General features: G+C 31.8%; 22 protein-coding genes and 1 riboswitch. Of the genes, 15 read left to right on the forward strand and 7 right to left on the reverse strand.

The annotated features are described in order from the left end of the window. Positions 1-183: 183 nt before the first annotated feature. The 3 genes from C1I91_RS29360 to C1I91_RS09245 all read right to left on the reverse strand — a co-directional run bounded on the left by C1I91_RS29360 (position 184) and on the right by C1I91_RS09245 (position 3,845). A complete protein-coding gene (locus C1I91_RS29360) occupies positions 184-1,359 on the reverse strand; it encodes a 3D domain-containing protein (RefSeq protein ID WP_275051652.1) in 1,176 nt (391 codons plus the stop codon). Positions 1,360-1,628: 269 nt separating this feature from the next. After that, the gene (locus C1I91_RS09235; RefSeq protein WP_128212612.1) at positions 1,629-2,528 is read right to left on the reverse strand and encodes a mediator complex subunit 15 domain-containing protein; all 900 of its coding nucleotides are present in this window, start codon (positions 2,526-2,528) and stop codon (positions 1,629-1,631) included. Between the two features lie 450 nt (positions 2,529-2,978). Continuing rightward, the gene (locus C1I91_RS09245; RefSeq protein ID WP_128212613.1) at positions 2,979-3,845 is read right to left on the reverse strand and encodes a LysR family transcriptional regulator; all 867 of its coding nucleotides are present in this window, start codon (positions 3,843-3,845) and stop codon (positions 2,979-2,981) included. Between the two features lie 266 nt (positions 3,846-4,111). Here C1I91_RS09245 and C1I91_RS09250 point away from each other — a divergent pair, with 266 nt between their 5' ends. The 10 genes from C1I91_RS09250 to C1I91_RS09295 all read left to right on the forward strand — a co-directional run bounded on the left by C1I91_RS09250 (position 4,112) and on the right by C1I91_RS09295 (position 14,072). Then, positions 4,112-4,651 (forward strand): helix-turn-helix domain-containing protein, encoded by a 540-nt coding sequence (locus tag C1I91_RS09250; RefSeq protein ID WP_128212614.1) that lies wholly within the window; start codon positions 4,112-4,114, stop codon positions 4,649-4,651. Continuing rightward, positions 4,614-5,189: a transposase gene (locus C1I91_RS09255; RefSeq protein WP_128212615.1), complete on the forward strand. Its 576-nt coding sequence runs from the start codon at positions 4,614-4,616 to the stop codon at positions 5,187-5,189. Before C1I91_RS09250 ends, C1I91_RS09255 begins: the two co-directional genes overlap by 38 nt. Positions 5,190-5,484: 295 nt before the next feature. Continuing rightward, entirely contained in the window at positions 5,485-6,843 is a 1,359-nt protein-coding gene (locus C1I91_RS09260; RefSeq protein WP_164880489.1) for a sensor histidine kinase, read from the forward strand. A 553-nt stretch (positions 6,844-7,396) separates the two neighbouring features. After that, a complete protein-coding gene (locus C1I91_RS09265; RefSeq protein ID WP_128212617.1) occupies positions 7,397-8,551 on the forward strand; it encodes an ABC transporter substrate-binding protein in 1,155 nt (384 codons plus the stop codon). 38 nt (positions 8,552-8,589) lie between these two features. After that, entirely contained in the window at positions 8,590-9,465 is an 876-nt protein-coding gene (locus C1I91_RS09270; protein ID WP_128212618.1) for a branched-chain amino acid ABC transporter permease, read from the forward strand. An 8-nt stretch (positions 9,466-9,473) separates the two neighbouring features. After that, entirely contained in the window at positions 9,474-10,430 is a 957-nt protein-coding gene (locus C1I91_RS09275) for a branched-chain amino acid ABC transporter permease (RefSeq protein WP_128212619.1), read from the forward strand. Beyond that, positions 10,430-11,206 carry an ABC transporter ATP-binding protein gene (locus tag C1I91_RS09280; protein WP_128212620.1) on the forward strand — a complete coding sequence of 259 codons (777 nt, stop codon included), beginning with the start codon at positions 10,430-10,432 and terminating at the stop codon, positions 11,204-11,206. The genes C1I91_RS09275 and C1I91_RS09280 overlap by 1 nt, the downstream gene beginning before the upstream one ends. Next, complete coding sequence (locus tag C1I91_RS09285; protein ID WP_128212621.1) at positions 11,207-11,911, forward strand: ABC transporter ATP-binding protein; 705 nt, start codon at positions 11,207-11,209, stop codon at positions 11,909-11,911. A gap of 504 nt (positions 11,912-12,415) precedes the next feature. Beyond that, positions 12,416-13,375: a UV DNA damage repair endonuclease UvsE gene (uvsE, locus tag C1I91_RS09290; RefSeq protein WP_128212622.1), complete on the forward strand. Its 960-nt coding sequence runs from the start codon at positions 12,416-12,418 to the stop codon at positions 13,373-13,375. A gap of 178 nt (positions 13,376-13,553) precedes the next feature. Continuing rightward, entirely contained in the window at positions 13,554-14,072 is a 519-nt protein-coding gene (locus C1I91_RS09295; RefSeq protein ID WP_128212623.1) for a WYL domain-containing transcriptional regulator, read from the forward strand. 196 nt (positions 14,073-14,268) lie between these two features. On the opposite strand, the gene C1I91_RS09300 is transcribed toward C1I91_RS09295, so the two are convergent. Further along, positions 14,269-15,174, reverse strand: a complete 906-nt coding sequence (locus C1I91_RS09300; protein WP_238476029.1) for a DMT family transporter — start codon at positions 15,172-15,174, stop codon at positions 14,269-14,271. A 185-nt stretch (positions 15,175-15,359) separates the two neighbouring features. Between C1I91_RS09300 and C1I91_RS09305 the strand changes: the two genes are divergently transcribed. Next, positions 15,360-15,884, forward strand: a complete 525-nt coding sequence (locus C1I91_RS09305; protein WP_128212625.1) for a peptidoglycan recognition protein family protein — start codon at positions 15,360-15,362, stop codon at positions 15,882-15,884. Positions 15,885-16,234: 350 nt separating this feature from the next. After that, entirely contained in the window at positions 16,235-17,332 is a 1,098-nt protein-coding gene (locus C1I91_RS09310) for an iron-containing alcohol dehydrogenase family protein (protein WP_128212626.1), read from the forward strand. 161 nt (positions 17,333-17,493) lie between these two features. Here C1I91_RS09310 and C1I91_RS09315 read toward each other — a convergent pair whose 3' ends face one another. From C1I91_RS09315 to C1I91_RS09325, 3 genes are all read right to left on the reverse strand, one after another. Continuing rightward, positions 17,494-18,726 carry a DEAD/DEAH box helicase gene (locus C1I91_RS09315; RefSeq protein WP_128212627.1) on the reverse strand — a complete coding sequence of 411 codons (1,233 nt, stop codon included), beginning with the start codon at positions 18,724-18,726 and terminating at the stop codon, positions 17,494-17,496. A gap of 326 nt (positions 18,727-19,052) precedes the next feature. Further along, a complete protein-coding gene (locus C1I91_RS09320) occupies positions 19,053-20,411 on the reverse strand; it encodes a PFL family protein (protein WP_128212628.1) in 1,359 nt (452 codons plus the stop codon). Positions 20,412-20,493: 82 nt separating this feature from the next. After that, entirely contained in the window at positions 20,494-20,763 is a 270-nt protein-coding gene (locus C1I91_RS09325; protein ID WP_128212629.1) for an ACT domain-containing protein, read from the reverse strand. A 245-nt stretch (positions 20,764-21,008) separates the two neighbouring features. Continuing rightward, positions 21,009-21,099, reverse strand: a riboswitch (glycine riboswitch). A 174-nt stretch (positions 21,100-21,273) separates the two neighbouring features. Here C1I91_RS09325 and cbiB point away from each other — a divergent pair. The 3 genes from cbiB to C1I91_RS09340 all read left to right on the forward strand — a co-directional run bounded on the left by cbiB (position 21,274) and on the right by C1I91_RS09340 (position 24,220). After that, entirely contained in the window at positions 21,274-22,236 is a 963-nt protein-coding gene (gene cbiB / locus C1I91_RS09330) for an adenosylcobinamide-phosphate synthase CbiB (RefSeq protein WP_128215951.1), read from the forward strand. Next, entirely contained in the window at positions 22,217-23,275 is a 1,059-nt protein-coding gene (locus C1I91_RS09335) for a pyridoxal phosphate-dependent aminotransferase (protein ID WP_128212630.1), read from the forward strand. The genes cbiB and C1I91_RS09335 overlap by 20 nt, the downstream gene beginning before the upstream one ends. A gap of 384 nt (positions 23,276-23,659) precedes the next feature. Next, on the forward strand, positions 23,660-24,220 hold the full coding sequence (locus C1I91_RS09340) for a nitroreductase family protein (RefSeq protein WP_128212631.1): 561 nt from the start codon (positions 23,660-23,662) through the stop codon (positions 24,218-24,220). The last annotated feature ends 204 nt before the right edge of the window (positions 24,221-24,424 follow it).

Here is a 24,424-nt window from a genome sequence, read left to right on the forward strand (position 1 = left end):
TAGTCGATCATATAGAGTCGCTTTAATAACCACTTAATTTCAAAAATATTCTTAGACATAGGCTAAAGTATAAATTTTCATATTTATACTAAAAATAACCACTTCAAAACAAAATATTATTTGCATTTGAAGTGGTTATTTTTTACCGTAAAAGAAAATATAAAATTTTACGTTCTGTAGTAGCTACCATTCGTTTGGATAAGCTACGATATACAGAGTAATATTTCTTCTTCCCCAGGAATTACATTCATCTAAAGAATTAAAGTATAAGTCTACAATATTTCCGACTATTGCACCGCCAGTGTCAGCAGCAATTGCAGTTCCATACCCAGGGATGAATACCTTTGAGCCAAGAGGTATTACATTAGGATCAACGGCTATAGTACTAAGTCCCTCAGGAGAATGAGTTGGTTTTAGACCTAGTGCAGTAAATACGCCACCTGTGTAAGCAGTAGCACTCATAGTGTAGGAAGTCTTGTACTGTACGCTTGTATTAGTAGAAGGCTGTCCTCTAGAAATAGTAGCACTAGCCAAAATGGCCGAAAGTTTATCTTTACCTAATCCGATGTATTTTTGAGCCTTAGCTTTTACTGAAGCTGTACTTATTTGAGGCGATAAACTAGTTAGTGTAGATATTGCATTTCTTACATCTGCTTCTGATGGGGAAGCAGAATCTATAACACTAACAGAATGTGATATTAATTTTGTTTCGTTGGCTTCAATAACTGCAGCGAGAGCTTCTTTTTCTTTTTCAAATTGCGTAGCTAAAGCTTGTTCCTCTTGCCTCTTATCATTAAGAGTTTTTAGACTTGCCTCAGTTTCTTTTTTTAATATTTTAAGATTTTCATTCTTCTTATTTAGATCATTGGCTGTTTTACTTAGAGCTTCCTTTTTAGAATTCAATTCATCAATTAACTGCTTGTCCAAAGATACTACTTTTTCTATAGCAGATAATTTATTTAAGAAATCAGTTAAGCCAGAAGATCCTAATAATATGGCTAAATAATTTTTATCTAGACCACTTTTATACATTCCTCTTAGACGGCTGTCTAAAACACTTTGATTTGATTCAATCTCTTTTCTATACTGTTCCATCTTAGTTTCTGTTGCATCTATTTGTTTTTCTGTTTCAATTATGTTTTTATTGTTATCATCAAGTTTTTTTGTCAATTTATCTATCTCTATGTTCATGCTAGCCATTTCAGAATTTAATGATTGTATCTTACCATCTAACTGCTGAAAACTCTTTTTACTTTCTGCTATAGTTTGTTCCGTATCATTATCTGAAGCTATTGCAGTTAAGCTATAGCTAAATAGAATAACTAATGTTAGGATCATACAAATAATTTTTTTATGCATAGCAAAATTCTCCTTTTTTTGTTGCAGTGACTTATGCATATTATACCACAAATTTTTAATATGCCAAATTCCTGTAATGCTTTCGCTATTTATAAGCTTATGAAACTATAGGATAAATTTATGCTATAATTGATAATTTCTTTTGTTGTTCTTTCTTAGATATCTATATTTAGGCCGTCTACACATACTTATCTACAGCTATATCTAAATATTTTTTTTTAAAATAAGAAAATAGGCAACTCAAATTTATTGAGTTGCCTTATATTCTTTTAAAGTATGGAACCTAGTAAAAACCAAGGTAATGGATTAAATCCAGGATTATAATTGTTATAGTAATATGGTTGGTAATATGGATACTTGTATCCATAGTGGTATCCATAACCAGGATATCCCCAGTTATTATGGAATGGCCTTGCCATTACTTGCTGTGAACCGTCTTCAGCATCACTCATTTGATTTGTAGAAGGAGTCTGTCCGCTATTAGTTCCTGGAGCTATTGAAGAACCAGGAGCCATTTGTCCCATAGATGAGCCTGGAGTCATAGTAGAGCCAGGAGCCATTTGTCCCATAGATGAGCCTGGAGTCATAGTAGAGCCAGGAGTCATTTGACCCATAGATGAGCCTGGAGTCATATTAAAACCAGGAGTCATTTGTCCCATAGATGAGCCTGGGATCATATTAGAACCAGGCGCCATCTGTCCCATAGGTGAACCTGGGGTTATTGGAGTACCAGGCATCATTTGGCCCATGTAAGGTGTTGGGCAACCAGGAAGCATTTGTCCCATATATGGCATAGGTGACATAGAACCGGGCATCATCTGTCCCATAGGTGTTGTAGTTGACATAGTTGAACCAGGTATGGTCTGTCCCATGTAGGGATTAGGAGACATAGAACCAGGAATAACTTGACCAGTAGTATTCATAGGAGACATAGGATTTTGCATCATTTGTCCCATTGTATCTGGATAATTAAATTGAACATTACCTTGATAATATGGATTAGGAATGAAAGGTACTTGGCTTAGGTTGTTTCCAAAGCTTATATATTCGGTTCCTTGCATTGTACCTTGATAGGTAGAAGTATCTTGAGTTGTGCCTTGCATATTAGAATTCATCTGAGATGCATCATTTCTTGAATCGTCGTTTATTTCGTATTGCTCGGTGTACATGATTTCCTCCAAAAGAATATATCTTACACTAAATGTTATATGAAATAAAAGAAAATTTGTGCTAAAAATGAAATTTATACCATAGATAAATTTATAAATAAGTTCAGAAAAATAGATAAGCAAAAAACCACTAATGAGAAAATTATTAGTGGTTTTAAAAACATTGAAATGAAAAGTAATTTAATATGTACATTCTTCAAAAGGAGTTTTACCTAAAATACAATTTAAGAAGAATGTCGCTAATTAATAGTACAATAAGACCAATAACAACAGTAAGAACTACATCTGGAGGGATAAAGCTTTTTATTTTCATATATTCACCTCAAAACTATATATTCACCACTTTCTAAAATACTCAGGATAGCAGTGGAATACCTATATTATTAGTATTATTGTCAAGATCCAGAGAATTAAACTTAAGGATATAGGGAACCTTTATGAAAATAGTTATTAACTATCAAAGGTTTTTAAAAAATTATAAGCTTGATTTGATAAGTACTTATTCTTTAACCAAATTGCTACCACTCTAGTTTCTAATTTACTTTCAGTCAATTCTACATATTTTAAATTTGAGTTATTTACAAGATTAATTGCTGTCTTGGGTGCTAAGGTTATTCCTATACCTGAATTAGCCCATAGAAGAGCAGTACGGGCATCGTCGCATCTACAAACTATATTAGCTTCTATATTATTATTATCAAAACATTTCATGATCAGTGCTTCAAAGCGTCGATAGATAATTAGAGGTAATTTCTCTAAAGCACATATTGAAAGTTTATCATCAAAGTTATATTTAAGAAAATTGTCATTGAAAACTGCTATCATGGGTTCAGAAGATAGATACTTATATTGATAATCATCAATATTGAAAGGTGTTCTAACTATTCCTACTTCTATCAGCTCATTTTCTAACATCTCTAAAATCCTATAGGTGTTTCCTTCCCAAAGTTCAAAGTTGACTTCTTGATTATTTTCATGAAATTCATTTATTGGATTAGGTAGTAAAGCTGCTCCTGAAGAAGAAACTACTCCAATAGAAAGGGTCTTTATGGCTTTATCTCCTAAATCTTTTATTTGCATAACAGTTGCTTTTTCAAGTGCTAAAATCTTTTCCCCTTTGATCTTTAAAAGTTTTCCTGCTTCAGTAAGACGAATTTTGCGGCTTCCTCGTTCAACTAATTTAACTCCAAGCTCTTGTTCTAGCATCTTTAACTGATAACTTAAAGGAGGTTGGGCTATATTAAGTTTTTTTGCAGCATTAGTAATTTGACCTTCCTCCGCTATTGCAAGAAAGTATTTTATTTGTTTTATATCCAATGTAAAATCACCTCAAAAGTAAAGTAAAAGTTTTATATATCTATATTAATCATACTTTAAAAGTTTAATATGTACTATAGGGAACCTATACGAAAACTTACTTTATACTTGTTATAAAATCGTGGCTTCTGGCGATTTTGTGGCATGTATAAAGTAATAGTTGAAGTTGGTTCCCTATATAGGGTTCCCAGCCCTAAGTTTAAGTTATTCTGAATAACCACATTTCTTTATCAAATACTAAATGTACGGAGAAAGGTGGTTAGATCATGGGTAGAAAACATTTTGAAATAGAGTCCTTACATGGAGAAACAATTGAAAATCTGATTGAGCTAAAAAACACCATAGAATCTAAATATAGTAGAGTGTTTTTAACTGTAATAATAATGAGATATTTTAATAAAAGCACTCCAGAAATCATGGCTTTCACTGGGTTGAGCAACCCTACAATCGTAAAATATATTGTTGATTGGAATAGGTCTGGACTGAAAGCCATAGTAGATCATCGTGGCGGATCTGTTAGTAAATTAGAACCTAGTATAATCGATGACATAGTATATGTTGTTAATAATAAAACTCCTATAGATTTTCAGTTTACCGCGCATACATGGACATGTGCCCTTTTATCATATTATGTTGAGCAAACATATGGAATAACAGTGTGTCAAGAAACCATAAGGCAAGTTTTACTTTCCAAAGGTATATCCTATAAACGCGCTCAACCTAAGCCAACAAAAGCAGATATTAAGGAACAAGAGGCGTTTAAAAAAAATGCCAAATCTACTGAGTACTTTAGAGTCTTCATCTGATACAGTGGTTTATGCACTAGACGAGACTGGCGTCAGCGTAGAGTCAGATAATCGTCAATTTTGGAGCCCTATTGGCCATCCCCCTGTTCTTGAAAAAAACGGTTCTCACGACGGTGTTAATATTATTGGCTCAACTTCAATTTTAAATGATTTCCATACTGTTAATGATATCTACCCATCAAATAAATCAATAACATCAGAAGAAGTAAAATCTCACATTAGCCATTTGCTTAACTTAAATGAAGGTAAAAAGGTAGTCGTATTTATGGATAATGCTAAAAACCATACAAGCAACTCTATGAAAAAATTTTATTTTGAAAATAGAGATCGATTAAAGATAATAAATCTTCCCAAATATTCTCCAATGATGAATCCGCAGGAGCATATATGGCGTAACTTGAAGGCAAAACTGTTTAGACCATCTGTAAGGTCTTCTATTTATGAACTTATCTCAGATATTAAAAATATCTTTACCGAACTTAATGTTAAGAAAGATGAGATTTATTCGTTAGCATATGCTAGAAACTACCTTGTATAACTTAAGTTTTCAGCTGGGAACCCTATATATAGGTATCCTTTACGAAAACTTAATTTATAAATGTTCGATAATACCGGCTTCTGGGTATTATCGGGCATATATAAATTAATAGTTGAAGTTGGATACCTATAGTTTGAAATAAACTTAGAGTTTTAATCATTGAAGCTATAAAAGATTGGTAAAACTGCGAAGGGTGTCGTAAAATGTGGTGCACAATTCTCCGGAAAATAGAGGAAAAAGATGGATATCGTAGAATATTATAAATATTCAAAATATTTTGAAGGAGATGATTGGAATGGCAAAAAATAATAGAGTTCTTGTAGATAATTTGAGTGTAAAGTGTGATTCTGATATGTTTCCTAATTCATTAATAAATTTTATGAATAGATATAAATTTTATGCTGATTTATTAGATCAAGTATCAGAAGGCATAATCATCCATGATAGTAGCAATATAGTGTTTGCTAACAAGAGTTTAATACAGCTATTTGGAATGAATGCTGTTGATGAGATTATAGATAAAGATGTCTTTAAAATTTTAGAAACATACTTAACTTATTACAGAGAAATAGATGAAGAGATATGTAGAGCATTTCATCATTGTACATTTAGAACGAATTTAATAGATAGAAAGCAGGGACTAAAAAAAGTGGTGGTTAAGAACTGTAGTATGTTTTTTGACCATAAGGAGTATAAGGTTACCTATATACGATATTATTATGAAAATGAAAACTTTACGGTTTATGATGAAGTAGCACCTAAGGAAGTTGTTCAAAGTAGTGGAGGTTATGAGTCTGAATATTTAGAAGAAAGTGAGTTGAACAAAATCAAATATGAGGATTATATTGCTAGACTGATTCCGATTCTAGCCCATGAACTTAGAACCCCTTTAAATATTCTAATGTGTTCAATACAAATGAGTGATATTTATATTGAAGACTTAAGTACATTAGAAAAGAATTTACATAAGATGAAACACAATTCTGTAGTAATGAAGCAAAATTGTTTTAGATTATTAAAATTAATAAATAATATAATAGACTCAACATTGCTAGATGCTAAAGCTGTTATTCTTAATTTGAAGCTTTATGACATAGGAGATATTGTAGAAGATATGGTTTTTACTATAAGCGATTATGTAAGAGAAAATATAAAGGACAAAAGAATCTTTATTGAATTTTTTACAAATGTTAAAGATAAGTTTGTTTACCTGGACTTAAACAGGTTTCAGAATGCCTTTTTAAAATTGTTATCAAACTCTTTTAAGTTTAACAATAATGGAGATACCATATATGTTTGTATAAAGGAGAGTAATTTAACAAATATAGAAATAGTAGTTTGTAATAAAGGAAATATAATTGAAGAAGATGATTTAAATCAACTATTTGAAAGGTTTTCTGCCAAGAAGAGCAATCTGGCAAAAAGCCATGAAGGCATAGGACTGGGGCTGTTTATTGTGAAAAATATAGTAGAACTTCATCAATGGAGTATTGAAGTATCTAATTGTGTTGAGGACACATCAAATGAGTTTATAATAAAGATACCTATCAAAGGTAAGGAAATTATTACAGCTGGTGATGACAATAAATGCAACTATGAGATTTTAGAAGAGGAATTACTTCAGAAAATAAAAATAGAATTTTCTGATATCTGATATTTATGAATGTGCCACTTCATAATAATATTTCAATTCTCAAATTATCATCTCGTAACTCAGAGGAGCTTTGAACATAGATTTCGGAACTAAGTGATATATATTTAACATTGTTCATAAAAAATTAAAACCATGTAAACAAGGGATTAGCATTAAATCTTGTTTGCACGGTTTTAATAATTTGAACGTAATTATAATGAAAATATATTACTTTAATATGTTTGATTGTTAAAAGTTAAATTTTTAATGGAATTACGGCAATAATATTGATTTGTATTTTAACGTTAAAAACATGAAGGAATTTTTATTTTTCTTCATTATTAACATATTATTAATATTTTGATTATTTTGAAATTGATATAAACAGAAAAACGTTTACTTGAAAAGGCAAATTATTAATTTGTTAAAAAAATAGCTTTAATTGAACATTATAGTTAATCTAAAATGCTAAAATATAGATAATTATTAAAAAAAGCCGAAAAATGTTGTTGATTTTTTATTAATTAGTTGCTAATATAAATAAAAAGGAATGTATAAAGAGGGGGACTTAATTATGAAAAAGAAAATACTTGTAGCTACACTTGCAGTAGCTATGGTTGCAAGTTTATTTGTAGGTTGTAGCAGTAAAAAAGATGGTGACAGTGCTGAGGTTATAAAAATTGGTTCTATCGCACCACTAACAGGAAAAGTTGCTACTTATGGACAATCAGTTAAGGAAGGGGTTCAATTAGCTGAAAAAGAAATAAATGCAAATGGCGGTATTAATGGAAAGAAAGTTAAGGTTGTCTTTGAAGATGACCAAGCTGATCAAAATGCAGCTATAAATGCTTTTAATAAATTAGTTGATGAAGAAAAAGTTTCTGCAGTAATAGGGGCAGTTACTTCTGGGGCAACATTAGCGGTTGCACCTAATGCAACTCAAGCAAAGATCCCAATGATAACACCTACTGCAACAGAACCAACTATAACAAAGGTTGGTGGAGAGTATGTATTTAGAGGATGTTATGTTGATTCATATCAAGGTCAAGTAATGGCTAGATATGCAGCTGGTGACTTAAGTAAAAAGACTGCAGCAGTTCTATACAACTTAGGATCTGACTATTCAAAAGGTATAGCAGAGGCCTTTAAAGCAGAATTTGAAGCAAAAGGTGGAAAGGTTGTTGAGTTTTCTACTTACAATAATGATGATAAAGATTTTAATGCTCAATTAACTAAGATCAAGAATGACAACCCTGATGTATTGCTTTTACCTGATTACTACAATGTAGTTGGCCTTATAGCTAAACAAGCTAAGGCTGTTGGAATTAATGCTCAATTGCTTGGGGTAGATGGATGGGATTCAGCTGACTTATACAAGATCGGTGGAGATGCTGTTAAGGGTGCTTTATTTATAAATCACTATTTCCCTGGTGATACAGCTAAGGAAGTTCAAGACTATGTTTCAGCTTATAAGAAAGAATATAATAAAGAACCGGACGCTCTTGCTGCTTTAGGTTATGACTCAGCAAAAGTATTATTTAAAGCTATAGAAGATGCAAAGAGTACTGATGGAGATAAGATTAAGGATGCATTAGCTAAGGTTGAATATACTGGAGTTACAGGAAAGTTAAAGTTCAACTCAGAAAGAACAGCAGTAAAAGGTGCTGCAATATTAAAGGTTGAGGGAGAAAAGAACTCACTTGTATCAAAGGTTGATCCTAGCAAATAAGATAGATAAGGATTAAGGAAATAAATAGGAGGACTACTATGGAGTTACTACAGCAATTGATTAATGGACTATCACTTGGAAGCATATATGCTCTTCTTGCATTAGGATATACAATGGTATACGGTATAATCCAACTTATAAACTTTGCCCATGGGGACATATATATGATTGGTGCCTTTACAGGGTTCTATGTAGCTACTAAGCTTCATTTATCCTTCCTGCCAACTATGATAATAGCTATGATAGTTTCAGCAGTTTTAGGAATTGTAATTGAAAAGGTAGCATATAAACCACTTAGAAAATCACCTAGAATCACGCTTCTAATTACAGCTATAGGTGTATCGTTATTACTAGAAAACGGAATGAGATTTATAGTTGGACCAACTCCTCAGAGTTTTCCAAGTCTTATTGAATCTTCAAAAATAAATATAGGTTCTCTTCAAGTAACCAACATACAGCTTATAACTTTAGGTGTGTCGCTACTCCTAGTAGTATTACTCCAGTTTATAGTGTACAAAACCAAAGTTGGCAAGGCTATGAGAGCGGCTTCTTTTGATATAGAAGCTGCCTCCCTAATGGGTATAAACGTAAATAACACAATATCATTTACCTTTGCTTTAGGATCTGCATTAGCAGGTGCAGCTGGTGTCTTAGTAGCACTAGCATGGACAACAATAGATCCATATATGGGAATGATGCCTGGTATTAAGGCCTTTGTAGCAGCTGTACTTGGTGGTATTGGAGTTATTCCTGGAGCTCTTATAGGTGGATTATTCATGGGAGTGGCTGAAACTTTGACTAAGGCATATGTTTCCACAAGACTTTCAGACGCAATAGCATTTTCAATATTAATAATAATTCTTCTTATCAAACCTTCAGGTCTACTAGGTAAGATAACTAGAGAGAAAGTGTAGGTGACAGCATGAAGAAGATAGTAAATTATTTAGTATATGCAGTTATAATATTAGGAATTTTCTTTTTGCTTAATTATTTATTGCATGAAAGAATCATAAATAGATTTTATGGTGGGCTTATTACTTTAGCTTGTATAAATATAATATTAGCAGTTTCCTTAAATCTTATAACAGGGTTTACAGGCCAGTTATGTCTAGGACATGCAGGTTTTATGTCTATAGGCGCATATACTGCTGCTATTCTCACTGCAAAGCTACAATATAATTTTGTATTAGCCTTGATAGTTGGTGGAGTATTAGCTGCAGTTGTTGCCTTAATAGTTGGATTACCTACTTTAAAGCTTAAAGGTGACTATTTTGCAATAACTACCTTAGGTATTGGAGAAATCATAAGAGTTATACTTACAAATATAGATTATACTGGAGGTCCAAGAGGATTTACTGGTATACCTCCAAAAACTACTTTTACTTGGGCATTTTTTACTATGGTAGCTGTAGTAATAATAGTGTATAACATAATTCATTCAGCTCAGGGAAGAAGTATGATAGCAGTCAGAGAAAATGAGATAGCTGCTGAAGCTATGGGAGTTAATACATCAAGATATAAGGTAACTGCTTTTGTAATAGCAGCGTTCTTAGCTGGTGTAGGTGGTGGACTTTACGCTCATTACTCTAAATTCTTGATACCAAGCTACTTTGATTTTATGAAGTCTATTGAGATATTAACCTTTGTGGTTTTTGGTGGTATGGGATCTTTATCTGGATCTATCATAGCAACTGGTATATTAACTTTCTTACCAGAAGTTTTAAGACCTATTAAGGACTTTAGAATGATTATTTATGCTGTTGCACTTATTGTATTAATGATATTTAGACCGCAAGGTTTACTTGGAACTAAAGAAGTAAGTCTAAGTGTATTTGGTAAATTATTTAAAAAGGAAAAGAAGGAAGGGGGAATTGTGTAATGCTAAAAGTTGAAAACTTAACTATTCAATTTGGTGGACTTAAAGCAGTATCTGAGTTCGGACTTGAAATTGATGAAAAACAGGTAGTAGGTCTTATTGGACCAAATGGAGCTGGCAAAACTACAGTGTTTAATATGCTTACTGGAGTTTATTCACCAACTGAAGGCTCAATTACCTATAGGGACGAGAAGATACAAGGTTTAAAACCTTATCGCATTACTCAAAAGAAAATAGCTAGAACCTTCCAAAATATAAGATTGTTTAGCAGTCTTACAGTTTTAGATAATGTAAAAATATCTTTTGGATATAGAGTAAAATACAATATTTTTCAGGCTATATTTAGAACACCTAAATACTTTAAGGTTGAAAAGGAAATTGAGGAAAAGTGCTTAGAGCTTTTAGAAGCTTTCGGGTTAGGAGATAAAGCTTTTGAACTAGCAACAAACCTTTCTTATGGAGAGCAAAGAAGACTTGAGATTGCTAGAGCTCTAGCTGCTGGACCAGAACTATTACTTCTAGATGAGCCAGCTGCAGGAATGAATCCACAAGAAACTCAAGACTTAATGAAGCTAATTAATTGGATTAAAGATAAGTTTGGCGTATCCGTGCTTTTAATTGAGCATGATATGAAGCTGGTAATGGGAATCTGTGAAAAAATTGCTGTATTAGATTATGGTAAGAAGATTGCAGAAGGAACACCAGAGCAAATCAAAAATAATCCAAGAGTTATAGAAGCTTATCTAGGAGAAGCTTATACTGGTGAGGAGGCTATATAGATGCTTAAGGTTAACAACTTGAATGTTTATTACGGAGGAATACATGCCCTTAAGGATATAAATATAGAGGTTAATGAAGGTGAAATAGTGACATTGATAGGAGCAAATGGAGCAGGAAAGACATCTACTCTTAGAGCTATTTCAGGACTAACTCCTTATAAAACAGGAGAAATATTTTTTAAGGATAAGGCTATAAAAAATATTCAGCCACATAAGCTTGTAGGATCTGGTATAGGACACGTGCCTGAAGGAAGAAAGATATTCGCAAACTTAAGTGTTAAAGAAAATCTTGAACTAGGTGCTTATCTTCGTAATGATAAAGATGGTATAAAAAAAGACTATGAAATGATATATGATAAGTTCCCTAGACTTAAGGAAAGAATGAGCCAGCTTTCTGGAACTCTTTCCGGTGGTGAACAGCAAATGCTTGCAATAGGAAGAGCCCTTATGAATAGGCCGAAGTTATTGCTTTTAGATGAGCCATCAATGGGCCTTGCACCAATAGTTGTAAAAAATATATTTGATACCATACAGGAAATAAACAAGGGTGGAACAACTATACTTTTAGTTGAGCAAAATGCTCATATGGCGTTGTCTATTGCTAATAGAGCTTATGTACTTGAGACTGGTAATGTAGTATTAAGCGGTAGTGCAGATGCATTACTAAAAGATGAAAAGGTTAGAAGTGCATATTTAGGAGAATAGTATCAAAAGTCATTGAAGAAAGATCCCTTCAGTGACTTTTTACTGTTTAATAAAGTATAAGATTTTCTGCTAATTAAACCTAGTAATATAAACGATTTAGAGTAGTTATTTAAGCTGAACAGTAAAAAAAGAAATCATATTCGCCTGCCAGATTTTCCTCATATACATTCGGAAAGGCAGATGCGCAAAAAAAGCTCACTGAAGAAAAGTTGCTTCAGTGACTTTTTATTCTTTAGATCATTATATTTTTGATAAAGCTTCAAATAAGTATGTGTATACGGTCTAGAAATAGATATCGGAGAAAGAATAAAAAAAGAGAAATTATGTCGCCTGCCAGATTTTCCTCATATACATTCGGAAAGGCAGATGCGCAAAAAAAGCTCACTGAAGAAAATCGCTTCAGTGACTTTTTATTCTTTAGATCATTATATTTTTGATAAAGCAGATTAATAAATATATATACTATAGAGAAACCTAATAGCAAAAATATAGGGAGATGATAACTTGATTTTGAGATTAGGATATGTAGCAATTGCATTAAATCTACCTAAAACTACATCATCAAGCACAGTTACATATGCAACTTATAGTAAACTCACTAATGAGGAAAGCAGGATTAATAAATTAAAATCTACCACATTATCAAATTTGGATGATTTGTATAAAATACTTCAATATAATGTAGAAAATCAAATACATTTCTATAGGATAACTTCTGCGTTAATTCCATTAGCAACTCATCCAGAGGTAATGTGGAAATACAGAGATATGTTTTCTAAGGATTTTAAGAGAATTGGAGATTTGGTTAGAAGACAGCAAATGAGAGTAGATACTCATCCAGACGAATTTAACGTAATAAATTCAGTTAAAGAGGAAGTTGTAGTTGCTACTGAGAGAAATTTATGGCCTCACGTTCATCTATTCGAAGATATAGATTATCCCGAGGGAAAGATGGTGCTGCATGTAGGAAGTAGTGCAGGAGGAAAAGAGGAAGCTTTAGAGAGGTTTAAAGTGAACTTTAGAAAGTTTCCTAAGGAGATTACCTCAAGGCTTATGATTGAGAATGATGATAAGACTTTTAATGTAAAGGAAGTACTTTCTTTATGTAAGGAACTTAATGCTCCCATGGTATTGGATGCCCATCATCATCTTTGTAATAATGATGGGGAGGAATTGAAAGATTTTATATTTGAAATCTTTGATACATGGAATGGTCAGAGTCTTCCAGCAAAATTCCACTTTTCTTCTCCTAAGGAGAGTGAGAGGGATAGAAAACATGCAGATTATATAGATGCTGAAGCCTTTGTAAGATTTATTGACTTGTGCAAGGATGTTAACAGAGATATGGATGTTATGCTAGAAGCAAAGAAAAAGGACTTGTCTCTATATAAGCTAGCAGATGATATAGAGGAGTTAAGACCAGAATGGAAGAGAATCGATAAGAGTAGTTTTTATATAACATAATAGTTATGAAAAATGTTGTTATTTGCCATTATAGATTCTATAATGTATATATAGTATTAAATGTATAAATGTTCTAAATTTATGTAAGTTTATTTTATATAAACTAGATTTTATTTCATATTTTATACAATATATGGATTTTTAGCATTAGATAAAATATATAGAAAAAGGTGATATTATGGCAAGTAACTATATTAAGTTTTATACCTTTTTTGACATTTTAAGAAAACACAGTAATAATGAAAATATGCTATCAATGAAAAAGATATTACAGATGATGGAAGAACAGACAGGGGATAAGATTGACAGAAGAACTATATATGAGTACATAAAGAATTTTAAGGAATTAGGCTTTGACATAAGAGAATATTCCGAGAATAAGAGGGGATATTACTTAAACTCATCAAATATAAATAATGATTATTGCATTGATGTATCAATGAATTATTCAAATAAAATTGCAGTGAAAATTGAGTTCGATAATGAGCTTAGAGATGAAATCAATAATTTAAAAGAGGTTGTGGATATATTAAGTGATGGGGAGAGAACTTTTATAGCAAAAATAGAGACTAGTAATTATAATAAACTTATAAGCTGGGTTCTTCATTTTGGTTGTAAAGCAAAAGTTATGGAACCTCCTGAAGTAAGAGATGCCATTAAAGAAGAGGTAAAGAAGCTTCATGAAAGGTATATATAAAAATTTTTAAAACTTTTTTACCATAAGAGTGAAGGAAATCTAGTAAGGAGCTGTTTCAAAAGTTAGAGAAGCCCTTTTAGAATAGAAGCCATGTATAAAAAGGCAAGGTAACCCTTTTTATTCATGGCTTTTATCTATATTCTAAGCTTAGAAATCTTGTTGAGCTTAAGAGATTAGTTATCAGATGCTGTAATTATCATAAAAATAAGATTCCAACACCAAGTATTGTTATTAAGGCCCCAATAACTTCTTTAGCACTAACTTTCTCTTTAAATATAACCATAGATGCAGGAATTATAAGTATTCTTGATATAGAACTTATAGTTGAAGCTATACCAGTGGCTGTATATTGAACTGATAGTAGAGACAATGCAACACCTAAGAATGGTCCAAATATTGAACCTATGGTTATACTTTTCATTGCACTTGCATCCTTAAAGGTTGAAAATAGATTCTTCCATCCTTTAGCAATAGTTATAACTATGGTGAAACCTACAAAGGCTGATATTACACGAATTTGGGTAGCTGCAAATGGGTCGTAATTGCCCATCCCGAACTTACTACAAATTAATCCAAATGCTTGTCCGAATGCGCCTATGAGAGCATATATCAATCCTTTTAGGGGATGAGAAAGCTTAATTTTCTTTTCATCAGATCCTTTTACTAATATAACCAAAGCTATACCTGCTAAGGTTATAAGCATACCTAATAAGTCTCTCGAGGATAGTCTTTCGCCTAAAATGAAATATCCTGCTATAGCTGAAATTGGTGGAACTGTAGCCATTATTAAAGTTGACAATCTAGACCCTATCTCTATATAGGCTTGAAATAGAAATAAATCACCAATAACGAAACCTATGATTCCTGAAACGAAGAGCCAAGTCCAGTTAGTTAATGACGCATCAAGAGGAAGAAACATACCTCTATTTACAAGGGTGTATAAACCAGTAAAAACAAAAGCAAAAATAAGTTTTAGGTAGTTTACAGAAAGAGATCCTACCTTTTTTCCAGCTGTTTCAAAAGCAATTGGAGAAACCGTACAGCATAGAGCTGAAGCTAAAGCTGCTAGTTCACCTATGTTAGAATGAAACAAATTGTCCACCTCCCAAGTTGATAAGTTTACTATGTATGAATATATTGTTGATATTATGTGCAAAGAAATAAATCTCTTTAGAAGCACACTTTATATTAACACACTACTATACTAAATTGCTATAGATTAATAAATTTGTGTCATCAAAGATGGTTTAACATAAGCTATTATAGAGTAATATTAAGGAGAGCATGATGAAAAATATATTTAGAAGGGCTTTGAGACGGGTTTTTAAAGCAAGACAAGTTCAACCTAAGATAGTGGAAGTTAACTATAAATGGGCTCAGCCATTGCAGTTTACCATGAAGCCTCAGATGATAGTATATCATCATACTGTGGAAATAGGAAAAACACCAGAAGAGATACATCAGCTACATGTTAATAGAGGGTGGGCTGGCATAGGATATCATTTCTATATAAGAAAAGATGGTACAATCTATAGAGGAAGACCTGAAAATGCGGTAGGTTCACATGCACCAGGTGTTAATAATATAGCGCTAGGAATAGCCTTTGAGGGAAACTTCATGGTTGAAAAACCAACAGAGCAGCAGTTAAATTCTGCTATAATATTATCGAAATATTTAGTTAATAAGTATGGAATTAAGGAATTAAGAAGACATAAAGATGTAAAGCCAACAACTGAATGCCCAGGAATCAATTTTCCGTTTGATTATATTAAGTCAAAGGTTTTAGGTACAACTACAAATAAAACTGCTTAATGCTGTTTGCAGTCTAATTCTTTGATTTAAAATAAGGCTTTATTATGGAAGTAATATTTCATGATAAAGCCTTATTTTATTCTTAAGCGAAATATTATTCTCCACTAAGTTTTCATATTATTTGCGTTAAGTAATTATATATAGGTATCCTTTACGGAAACTTAATTTATGTATGTTCGATAATCCTGGCTTCTGGGTATTATCGGGCATGCATAAATTAATAGTTGAATTTGGTTCCATATATGGTAGTCTAGGCGAGGGCTAATTTTAAATTGTCAATTGATAGCATATCTAGATAATCTGTTATAATAGTTATTGATAGATTAATGAAGTATAGGAGTGAATAGAAAATGGAATTTGGATTTTATCTACCTGTAAAAATATTTTTCGGAGACGATGTAGTAGTAAAAAACAGTAGTGAGTTTAGAAAGCTTGGTAGAAAAGCGTTGATAGTTACTGGAAGAAATTCATCGAAAATTAATGGATCATTGGATGATGTAATAAGAGCTTTAGAAAAAGAAGAAATAGAGTATAAAGTATTTAATGAAGTTGAGGAGAATCCATCTCTAGAGACTATTGAAAAGGGAGCAGAAATCGGAAAAAAATTTGATGCTCATTTTATTATTGGGGTAGGAGGCGGATCTCCTCTAGATGCATCAAAGGCAATTGCTCTATTTATTAAAAATCCTGACCTAAATATAGATAATGCTTTTACTAGTGAAAAGCTTGAAAGTATCCCTGTGGCTGCTATTGCTACCACTTCTGGTACTGGTTCAGAAGTGACTCAATATAGCATTGTTACAGTGAATAAGGAAAAAACAAAGAAGAATTTAGGACAAGAAGTTTTTCCAAAGATAGCATTTTTAGATAGCAAATATACAAGTGCATTGTCCTATGAGATAACTGTAAATACTGCTATAGATGCATTTACTCATCTAGTAGAAGGATATCTAAATGTCAATAGTACCTTAGCCTCAGAGATATATGGAGAAAAAGGTTTTGAGATATTTAGTAGATGTTTCAAGAAACTTCTTGATAATAATTTGGACAAGAAATTTAGGGAAGAAGTAATGGCTGCATCAACTATAGCTGGAATACAGATAGCACAAACAGGAACTTCTCTACCTCATGGTATGGGATATGCATTAACATATAATAAAGGGCTTCCACATGGATTGGCTAATGGAGTTTTGACGATTGAGTACTTAAAATCCTTTAAAGAGCAAAGTAAAATAAGAAGAATGCTTAAGCTACTTGATTTAAAAAGTATTGATGAACTTTCTCAAATATTTAATAAGCTTTTCAAAGTGGATATAGCTATAACAGAACAAGAGATTGTAGAGTATGCTACTAGTTTCGCTGCAAATAAGGCCAAACTAAAAAATCATACTGAAGTGGTTACAACTGAAGATATTATAAAGATATACAAAAATAGTCTTCTTAAATAGAGATGATATTTATTATATAAAGCTAATAAATATTAAGCTTTTAAAATAGATTTTAAGAATAAACAGTAAAAAAGTTCACTGAAGAAGAAGGTTGCTTCAGTGAACTTTTCTATATAAGTAAGTTCTTCCACTAAGAGAGTAGTATGAACATAAATATAAAACTATTTCTTCTTTTTAAAAGTAGTTTTATTTGATGTTGCTTTTTTACTCTTATTAGGTGAGTGGTAAGAATTAGTTGCTTTAAGCTGTTTCATTTCTTCAAGCTCTAAGATTTGTCCTTTATAAACTTCTTTTTGATGTATTTTTATATTAAAGGTGTTTTCATATTTATGTATTGTTGGTATTTCCTTGTCAGTAACTATTGATATACTAGTTCCGCTTTTACCAGCCCTTCCTGTTCTTCCTGCTCTGTGTAGATATTCTTTAGGGTCTTCTGGAAGATCTAGGTGGAAGATATGTGTAACTCCTTTTACATCTAGTCCTCTTGCAGCTATGTCAGAAGCTACTAGAATCTTATACTTACCATTTCTAAAACCTTCTAGGGCCTTTTTTCTTTCTTCTTTAGTACTATCACCATATATGCCGTAAGCTTCTACTTTATGGAACTGAAGTTTTAAGGTTGTGGTTTCAGTTTCCTCGCTCTTATTTATAAACACAATTGCTTTTTTTGTACCAGAAGCATATATTAACTTTCTTAGAAGTTCTATTTTGTCTCTACGCTCTGTAACAAAGAATAAGTGATCAATTGTAGGACTAACACTAGTATCTTCATCTAATTTGATTATAATAGGCTCCTTCATTAATTCCTTGGCAGCCTTCTCACTTTCTGGTGTAATAGTTGCAGAGAAAAACATTAGCTGTCTGTCCTTAAGTGTTGTTTTTATTATGTCTTTAATAGAAGAAATATTTTTATCATTTAGTAATCTATCGCCTTCATCTATTACGATAGTTTTCACTGTATGACCACTGATCTTCTTTAATTTTATAAGTTCTAGAACTCTACCAGGTGTGCCTACGATGATATGTGGCTTATTTTTAAGATTCTCTACCTGTCTTTTAATATTTACTTCTCCAATAATTGTAATTGAGGTTACAGGCGTATTAGAATTTGTAGCTAAAAGCTTTATTTCTCTGTCTATCTGCATAACCAATTCATGAGTTGGAGCAAGTACGATTGCTTGCATTTCTCTTTTAGATGAATCAATCTTATTAAAGATAGGAATTAAATATGCTAGAGTTTTTCCGCTACCAGTTTGAGACTTACCTATTATATCTTTATTTTCTAAAGCAAGTGGTATAACTTTTTCTTGAATAGATGTAGGATTTAATATATCGGATTTTGACAAACCTTCTATAATATAATCAGGAATTGATAATTTATCAAATGAACTCATAAATAGTATCTCCTTTTTGTATGGAACTTTATTATTATTAAATATAATAAAAAATCTCTCTAATTCTACACATAGTATAATACTTTGTCAAATATAAGTTATCTAAGTATCTAAATATAGTATATCTTTTCTTTATACTTATTACCTGTCAGATTTTAATCATATTCATTCGGAAATAGCAGATACGTAAAAATACCACTGGAGTACCAAAGTGGTGATTCCAGTGGTATAGTATAAACATTTATTATAGTAGTTTTTTATATAAGCTGCTTAAGGTTCCATATAAACTACTGTATTATTTCATTCAGCATTGTATATACTAGCTACTAATTTTTAAAGCTATGTATAGGTGCTGGGATTCTTCCACCTCTTTTTATAAAATCTTCAGAAGAATATTTGCTTACAGCCATTATAGGAGCAGTACCTAAAAGGCCTCCAAATTCAACTTCGTCACCTAAGGTCTTACCGTATACAGGTATAATTCTAACTCCAGTAGTTTTGTTGTTTATTACACCAATTGCAGCTTCATCAGCAATTATTCCTGATATTGTAGAAGCAGGGGTATCTCCTGGGATTGCAACCATATCTAAACCTACTGAGCATACACAAGTCATAGCTTCAAGCTTTTCAATATTTAATGATCCATTCTTTACAGCTTGGATCATTCCTTCATCTTCACTTACTGGTATAAAGGCACCGCTTAAACCACCTACGTGATAAGAGGCCATTACTCCGCCTTTTTTTACAGCATCGTTTAGCATTGCAAGGGCAGCAGTAGTTCCGTGGCAACCGCAGCTTTCAAGTCCCATTTCTTCGAGAATTCTTGCAACTGAGTCACCTACTGCTGGAGTTGGTGCTAGTGATAAATCTATTATTCCGAATGGAGTATCAAGTCTTCTTGAAGCTTCATGAGCTATAAGCTGACCAGCTCTAGTTATTTTAAAAGCAGTTTTCTTAATAGTTTCAGCCACCACATCAAAAGACTCACCTTTTACTGTTTCTAAAGCAGCTTTAACTACGCCAGGACCACTTATTCCAACATTTATTATTGATTCAGCTTCGCCTACTCCATGATATGCACCTGCCATAAAAGGATTGTCATCGACAGCATTAGCAAAAACAACTAGCTTTGCACAACCAATAGAGTCTCTATCTCTAGTTAGGAAGGCTGCTTGTTTTATTATTTCTCCCATTTGGGCTACAGCATCCATGTTTATACCAGATTTAGTACAGCCTATGTTTATAGATGCACATACTTTTTCAGTAACTGCTAAGGCTTCAGGAATAGAATCAATTAATATTCTATCACCTTTTGAATAGCCTTTTTGAACTAAAGCTGAGAATCCTCCAATAAAGTTCACGCCAACTTCTTTCGCAGCTTTGTCTAGTATCTTGGCATACTCAACATAACTTGTATCGCTAGAGCTTTGGGCTATAAGTGAGATAGGGGTTACAGCTATTCTTTTATTTATTATTGGAATACCAAATTCAGCCTCAAGTTGATTTCCCACCTTAACAAGGTTTTCAGCTTTTTTTGTTATTTTATCATATATAAGTTGTCTTGATATCTTTCCATCACTGTTGCAGCAATCAAGTAGGGATATACCCATAGTTATTGTTCTTATATCTAGTTTTTCCTTATCTATCATGTTTATGGTTTCAAGTATATTTTGAGTATTTATCAAAGTTAATTCCTCCAGTACTATTTATTTAACTATTAGATCAAGTATGTCTATTATTCTGACTATGTTCAGGAATATTAGAGTTTTATATTGTGTGCATTGAATTGAAAAGAGCTTCTTGTTGTATTCTAATAGATACATTTAATTCAGATCCTAAATTATCTAATTTAGTTTTTAATTCAGAGAAGTCCATATTAAGCTTTGAAAGATCCGCAAGCATTATCATGGTAAAAAATCCATCAAGCAGAGTTTGAGTTATATCTAAAACATTAACATTACTTTCTTTTAGTACAGAAGTAACCTCATATATTATACCTATTTTATCTTTTCCTATGACAGTTATTAATGATCTCATTTAATTATCTCTCCTTAAAATTAATATTTATTCTGATTACTTGAAAAAATAAAGTTTATTAAAGATAATGCTTTAGCTAATTTTTTACTGTTTAACCTAAATAGCTGTTGTAAAAACTTCATATGGCTAGGTTTAAATAGGAAAAAATTATGCTTTCCTAGACAATAAAAAAAGAGCCTAAATATACTTAGCCTCTGAAGAATGAATATTAAAAAACGATTATGCACAAATAAATGCATAAACCTTCCTAATGCTCTGTCCTTTTACCTGAGAGTTTCACCATATAAATGATTTTCCCCTTCGGTGCTCAAAACGAGTCTCTCCAGAGTTCCGTCCAATAGCGGTTTACTAAATATCCCGCTAGTTTCAACCGGAATTATTAAATTAATAAAATTATAACACATATTTAAATATTTTCAATAAGTAAAAGTAATTTGTATAAATTATTGACTAAATGCTTGCTAAAGTGCTACGATTTATGTGATTTTTGCTTTAGTGAAAGGAATTATTATGATAAGTATATTCGTAGCATTATTAGTAGACTTGATATTAGGAGATCCATATTGGTTTCCACATCCAGTAAGGTTTATAGGGAAATATATAAGTGCCTTCCAAAGGTTAATTGAAAATATGAAACTAAAAGAGTTTGGCCTTAAGATAGCAGGAATTATATTGACGATTACTACAGTAGGAATAACCTTTGGTATTACATTTTTGTTACTGAAACTTTGCAAAGATATATCAATATACCTATACTTTATAATTAATGTATTCACAATGTGGACAACTGTTGCAGCTAAGTGCTTAGCTAGTGAAGGAATTAAGATATATAAGATAATAAAGATTGGTGATATAGTAAGTGCTAGAAAGCAGCTTTCATATATTGTGGGAAGAGATACAGAGAACTTAGATGAAAGTCAGATAGCTAAAGCTGTTATAGAAACAATATCAGAAAATTGCTCTGATGGCGTAATAGCACCTTTGTTTTATATGTTCATTGGAGGAGCACCTTTAGCTATGGCTTATAAGGCAGTGAACACTTTAGATTCTATGGTTGGTTACAAGGAAGGGATGTATTTAAACTTTGGATGGGCCTCAGCTAAGTTTGATGATTTAGTCAATTTCATACCAGCAAGAATAACTGGTATAATGATGATTTTTTCAGCTTTTATCCTTGGATATGATTATAAGAACAGCGCTTATATATTTAGAAGAGATAGAAAAAATCATTCAAGTCCCAATTCTGCTCATCCAGAAGCAGCAGTAGCTGGAGCATTAGGTGTAGAACTTGGAGGAACAAATTATTATTTTGGAAAGCCAGTAGAAAAGCCTACTATTGGAATAAGTAAAAATAGATTAGATGTTGAATATATAAAAGATTCAATCAAGCTTATGTACGGGGCTTACGTATTTTCGATTTTAATATTTTCTATTGTAAAAGGAGTAATTTCACATGGAATATCATGGTGGTAATATATACGAACATAACAGAAGAGTAATAGATTTTAGCAGTAATATAAACCCTTTAGGAGTTCCTAAAGGGTTTGAAAAATCTATAAGTGATAATATAAATAGATTCTCAGTTTATCCAGACAGGGAATATAAAGCGATGAGAGAAAAGATAGCTAAGTACTTAGAGGTTAATGCTATAGATAAAATTATTCCAGGTAATGGAGCAGTAGATATAATATATAGAGCTCTTGAGGTAATGAATTATAGTAGATTATATATTTCATTACCTACCTTTGCTGAGTATAAGAGAGCTGGTGAAAGAGCTAATATGAAAGTAGAGGAGCTTGATATATATGAGGATGATTTTCAAAATATAAAGTTAGAATATATATTTGAGAAGGTGAAAGAAAAATCTGTAGTTTTGCTATGTAATCCAAACAATCCAACAGGTACATTAATACCTAGAAAGCATATAGAAAAACTTTTGGCTAAGTTAAAAAGCATAAGTTCATTTTTGGTAATTGATGAAGCTTTTATAGAATTTGCACCTGGCTTTAAAAATGCCTCCATGGTAGAGTTTATTGATAAATATGATAACTTGTTGATAATAAGAGCTGCAACGAAATTTTTTGGTATGCCTGGTATTAGATTGGGATATGGGGTATCTGCTAACCTTAAACTTGTTAAAAAAATAAAAGACAGCATGGAGCCATGGAGTGTAAATACTGCCGCTGAAATAGCTGCAGAAAGTATCTTCGATGATGAAGAATATATAAAAAACACCTTAAAGTGGATTAACGAAGAGAGAGCACGTTTCTATGATGAACTTTCAAAGATTTCATCTATAAAAGTTTACAAGTCTAGTTCAAACTTTTTCTTTATTAATATCTTAGATGAGAAGATTGATGCCTATAGGCTGCAAGAAGAATTGTTAGAGTATGACATATTGATAAGACTTCCTAAAGGCTTTAATGGTATAAGTAGATTTAACTTTCGAATAGCTATAAAGGACAAGCATAGTAATAATCTTTTAATCAATGCATTGAAAAAAATATTATAGACATACTGCTTCAAAATGAGATCTATCAAAATAAAGCTTTGTACATTCATACAAAGCTTTATTTTGAGTCTAAGTGTTGAATTAGTATGTCTGTTCAGAGCAATAGATCATGTAAGTACAGTGTACAAATTAAGTAGGTAATCATTTCATGCTTTAATGAGCTTGCGAAAAGAAAGAATAGGATCTTTTTATATTTGTATTTAAAATTGCAGTTACTTTAATATAGTTGATTATATTAAAATATTTGCTTTACTTTTGTTTTTGAAGGCGTATAATATATTGTGTATCAACTAAGCATTAAAGATAGTTTCAAAGATTCTCTGTTCCTAGAGTGTTTTTGAAAATACAGTTATATAGCTGTATATAATAGAGGAGGCTAAAATAATGAGTGAGGCAATAAAGGTTTTATTGAACAGAAGAAGTACGAGAGTTTTTAAAGATGAGCAGATTAAAGATGAAGAATTAGAAACAATATTAGAAGCAGGAAGATTTGCACCAAGTGCTATGAACCAACAATCATGGCATTTTACAGTAATTCAAAACAAAGAAGTTATAAATACTCTTGCAGAAACATTTAGACAAGTTCTACTAAATTCAAATCAAGAAGCAATGGTCAAGAGAGCACAGAGTGATAACTTTAAGCCATATTATAATGCTCCAACTTTAATAATTGTTTCTGGAGACAAGAATGCAATAGCTCCAAAGGCAGACTGTGGAGCAGCTACAGAAAACTTGTTAGTCGCTGCAGAAGCACTAGGTATAGGTTCTTGCTGGCTTGGAAGTTCAGATGCTATATTTAACTCACCAAAAGCTGAAGAATTAAAGAATATGCTAGGAATACCTGAAGGATATGAGCCTTTATATTCAGCTATATTTGGATATAAAGCTAATGATAATGCAAAGGCTGCACCAAGAAAAGAAAATACGGTTAATTATATAAGATAGTTTTGTTGTTTAGAAAAGTTAATTAGAGAAATACATACATTGTTTAAATAAAATAAAAATTATATATAAGTTGCAGCAGAACTTTGTTGTAGATATATGATTTTTTTGCCTAAAATATTATAGCTTAAAAATATCATAATTAGAAGCAACTTATATAAGTATTCAAACAATATGTAGATCAAATGTTGAGGCTACTGACTAAAA

The organism is Clostridium manihotivorum, assembly GCF_004015185.1.
Taxonomy (GTDB): domain Bacteria; phylum Bacillota; class Clostridia; order Clostridiales; family Clostridiaceae; genus Clostridium_AR; species Clostridium_AR manihotivorum.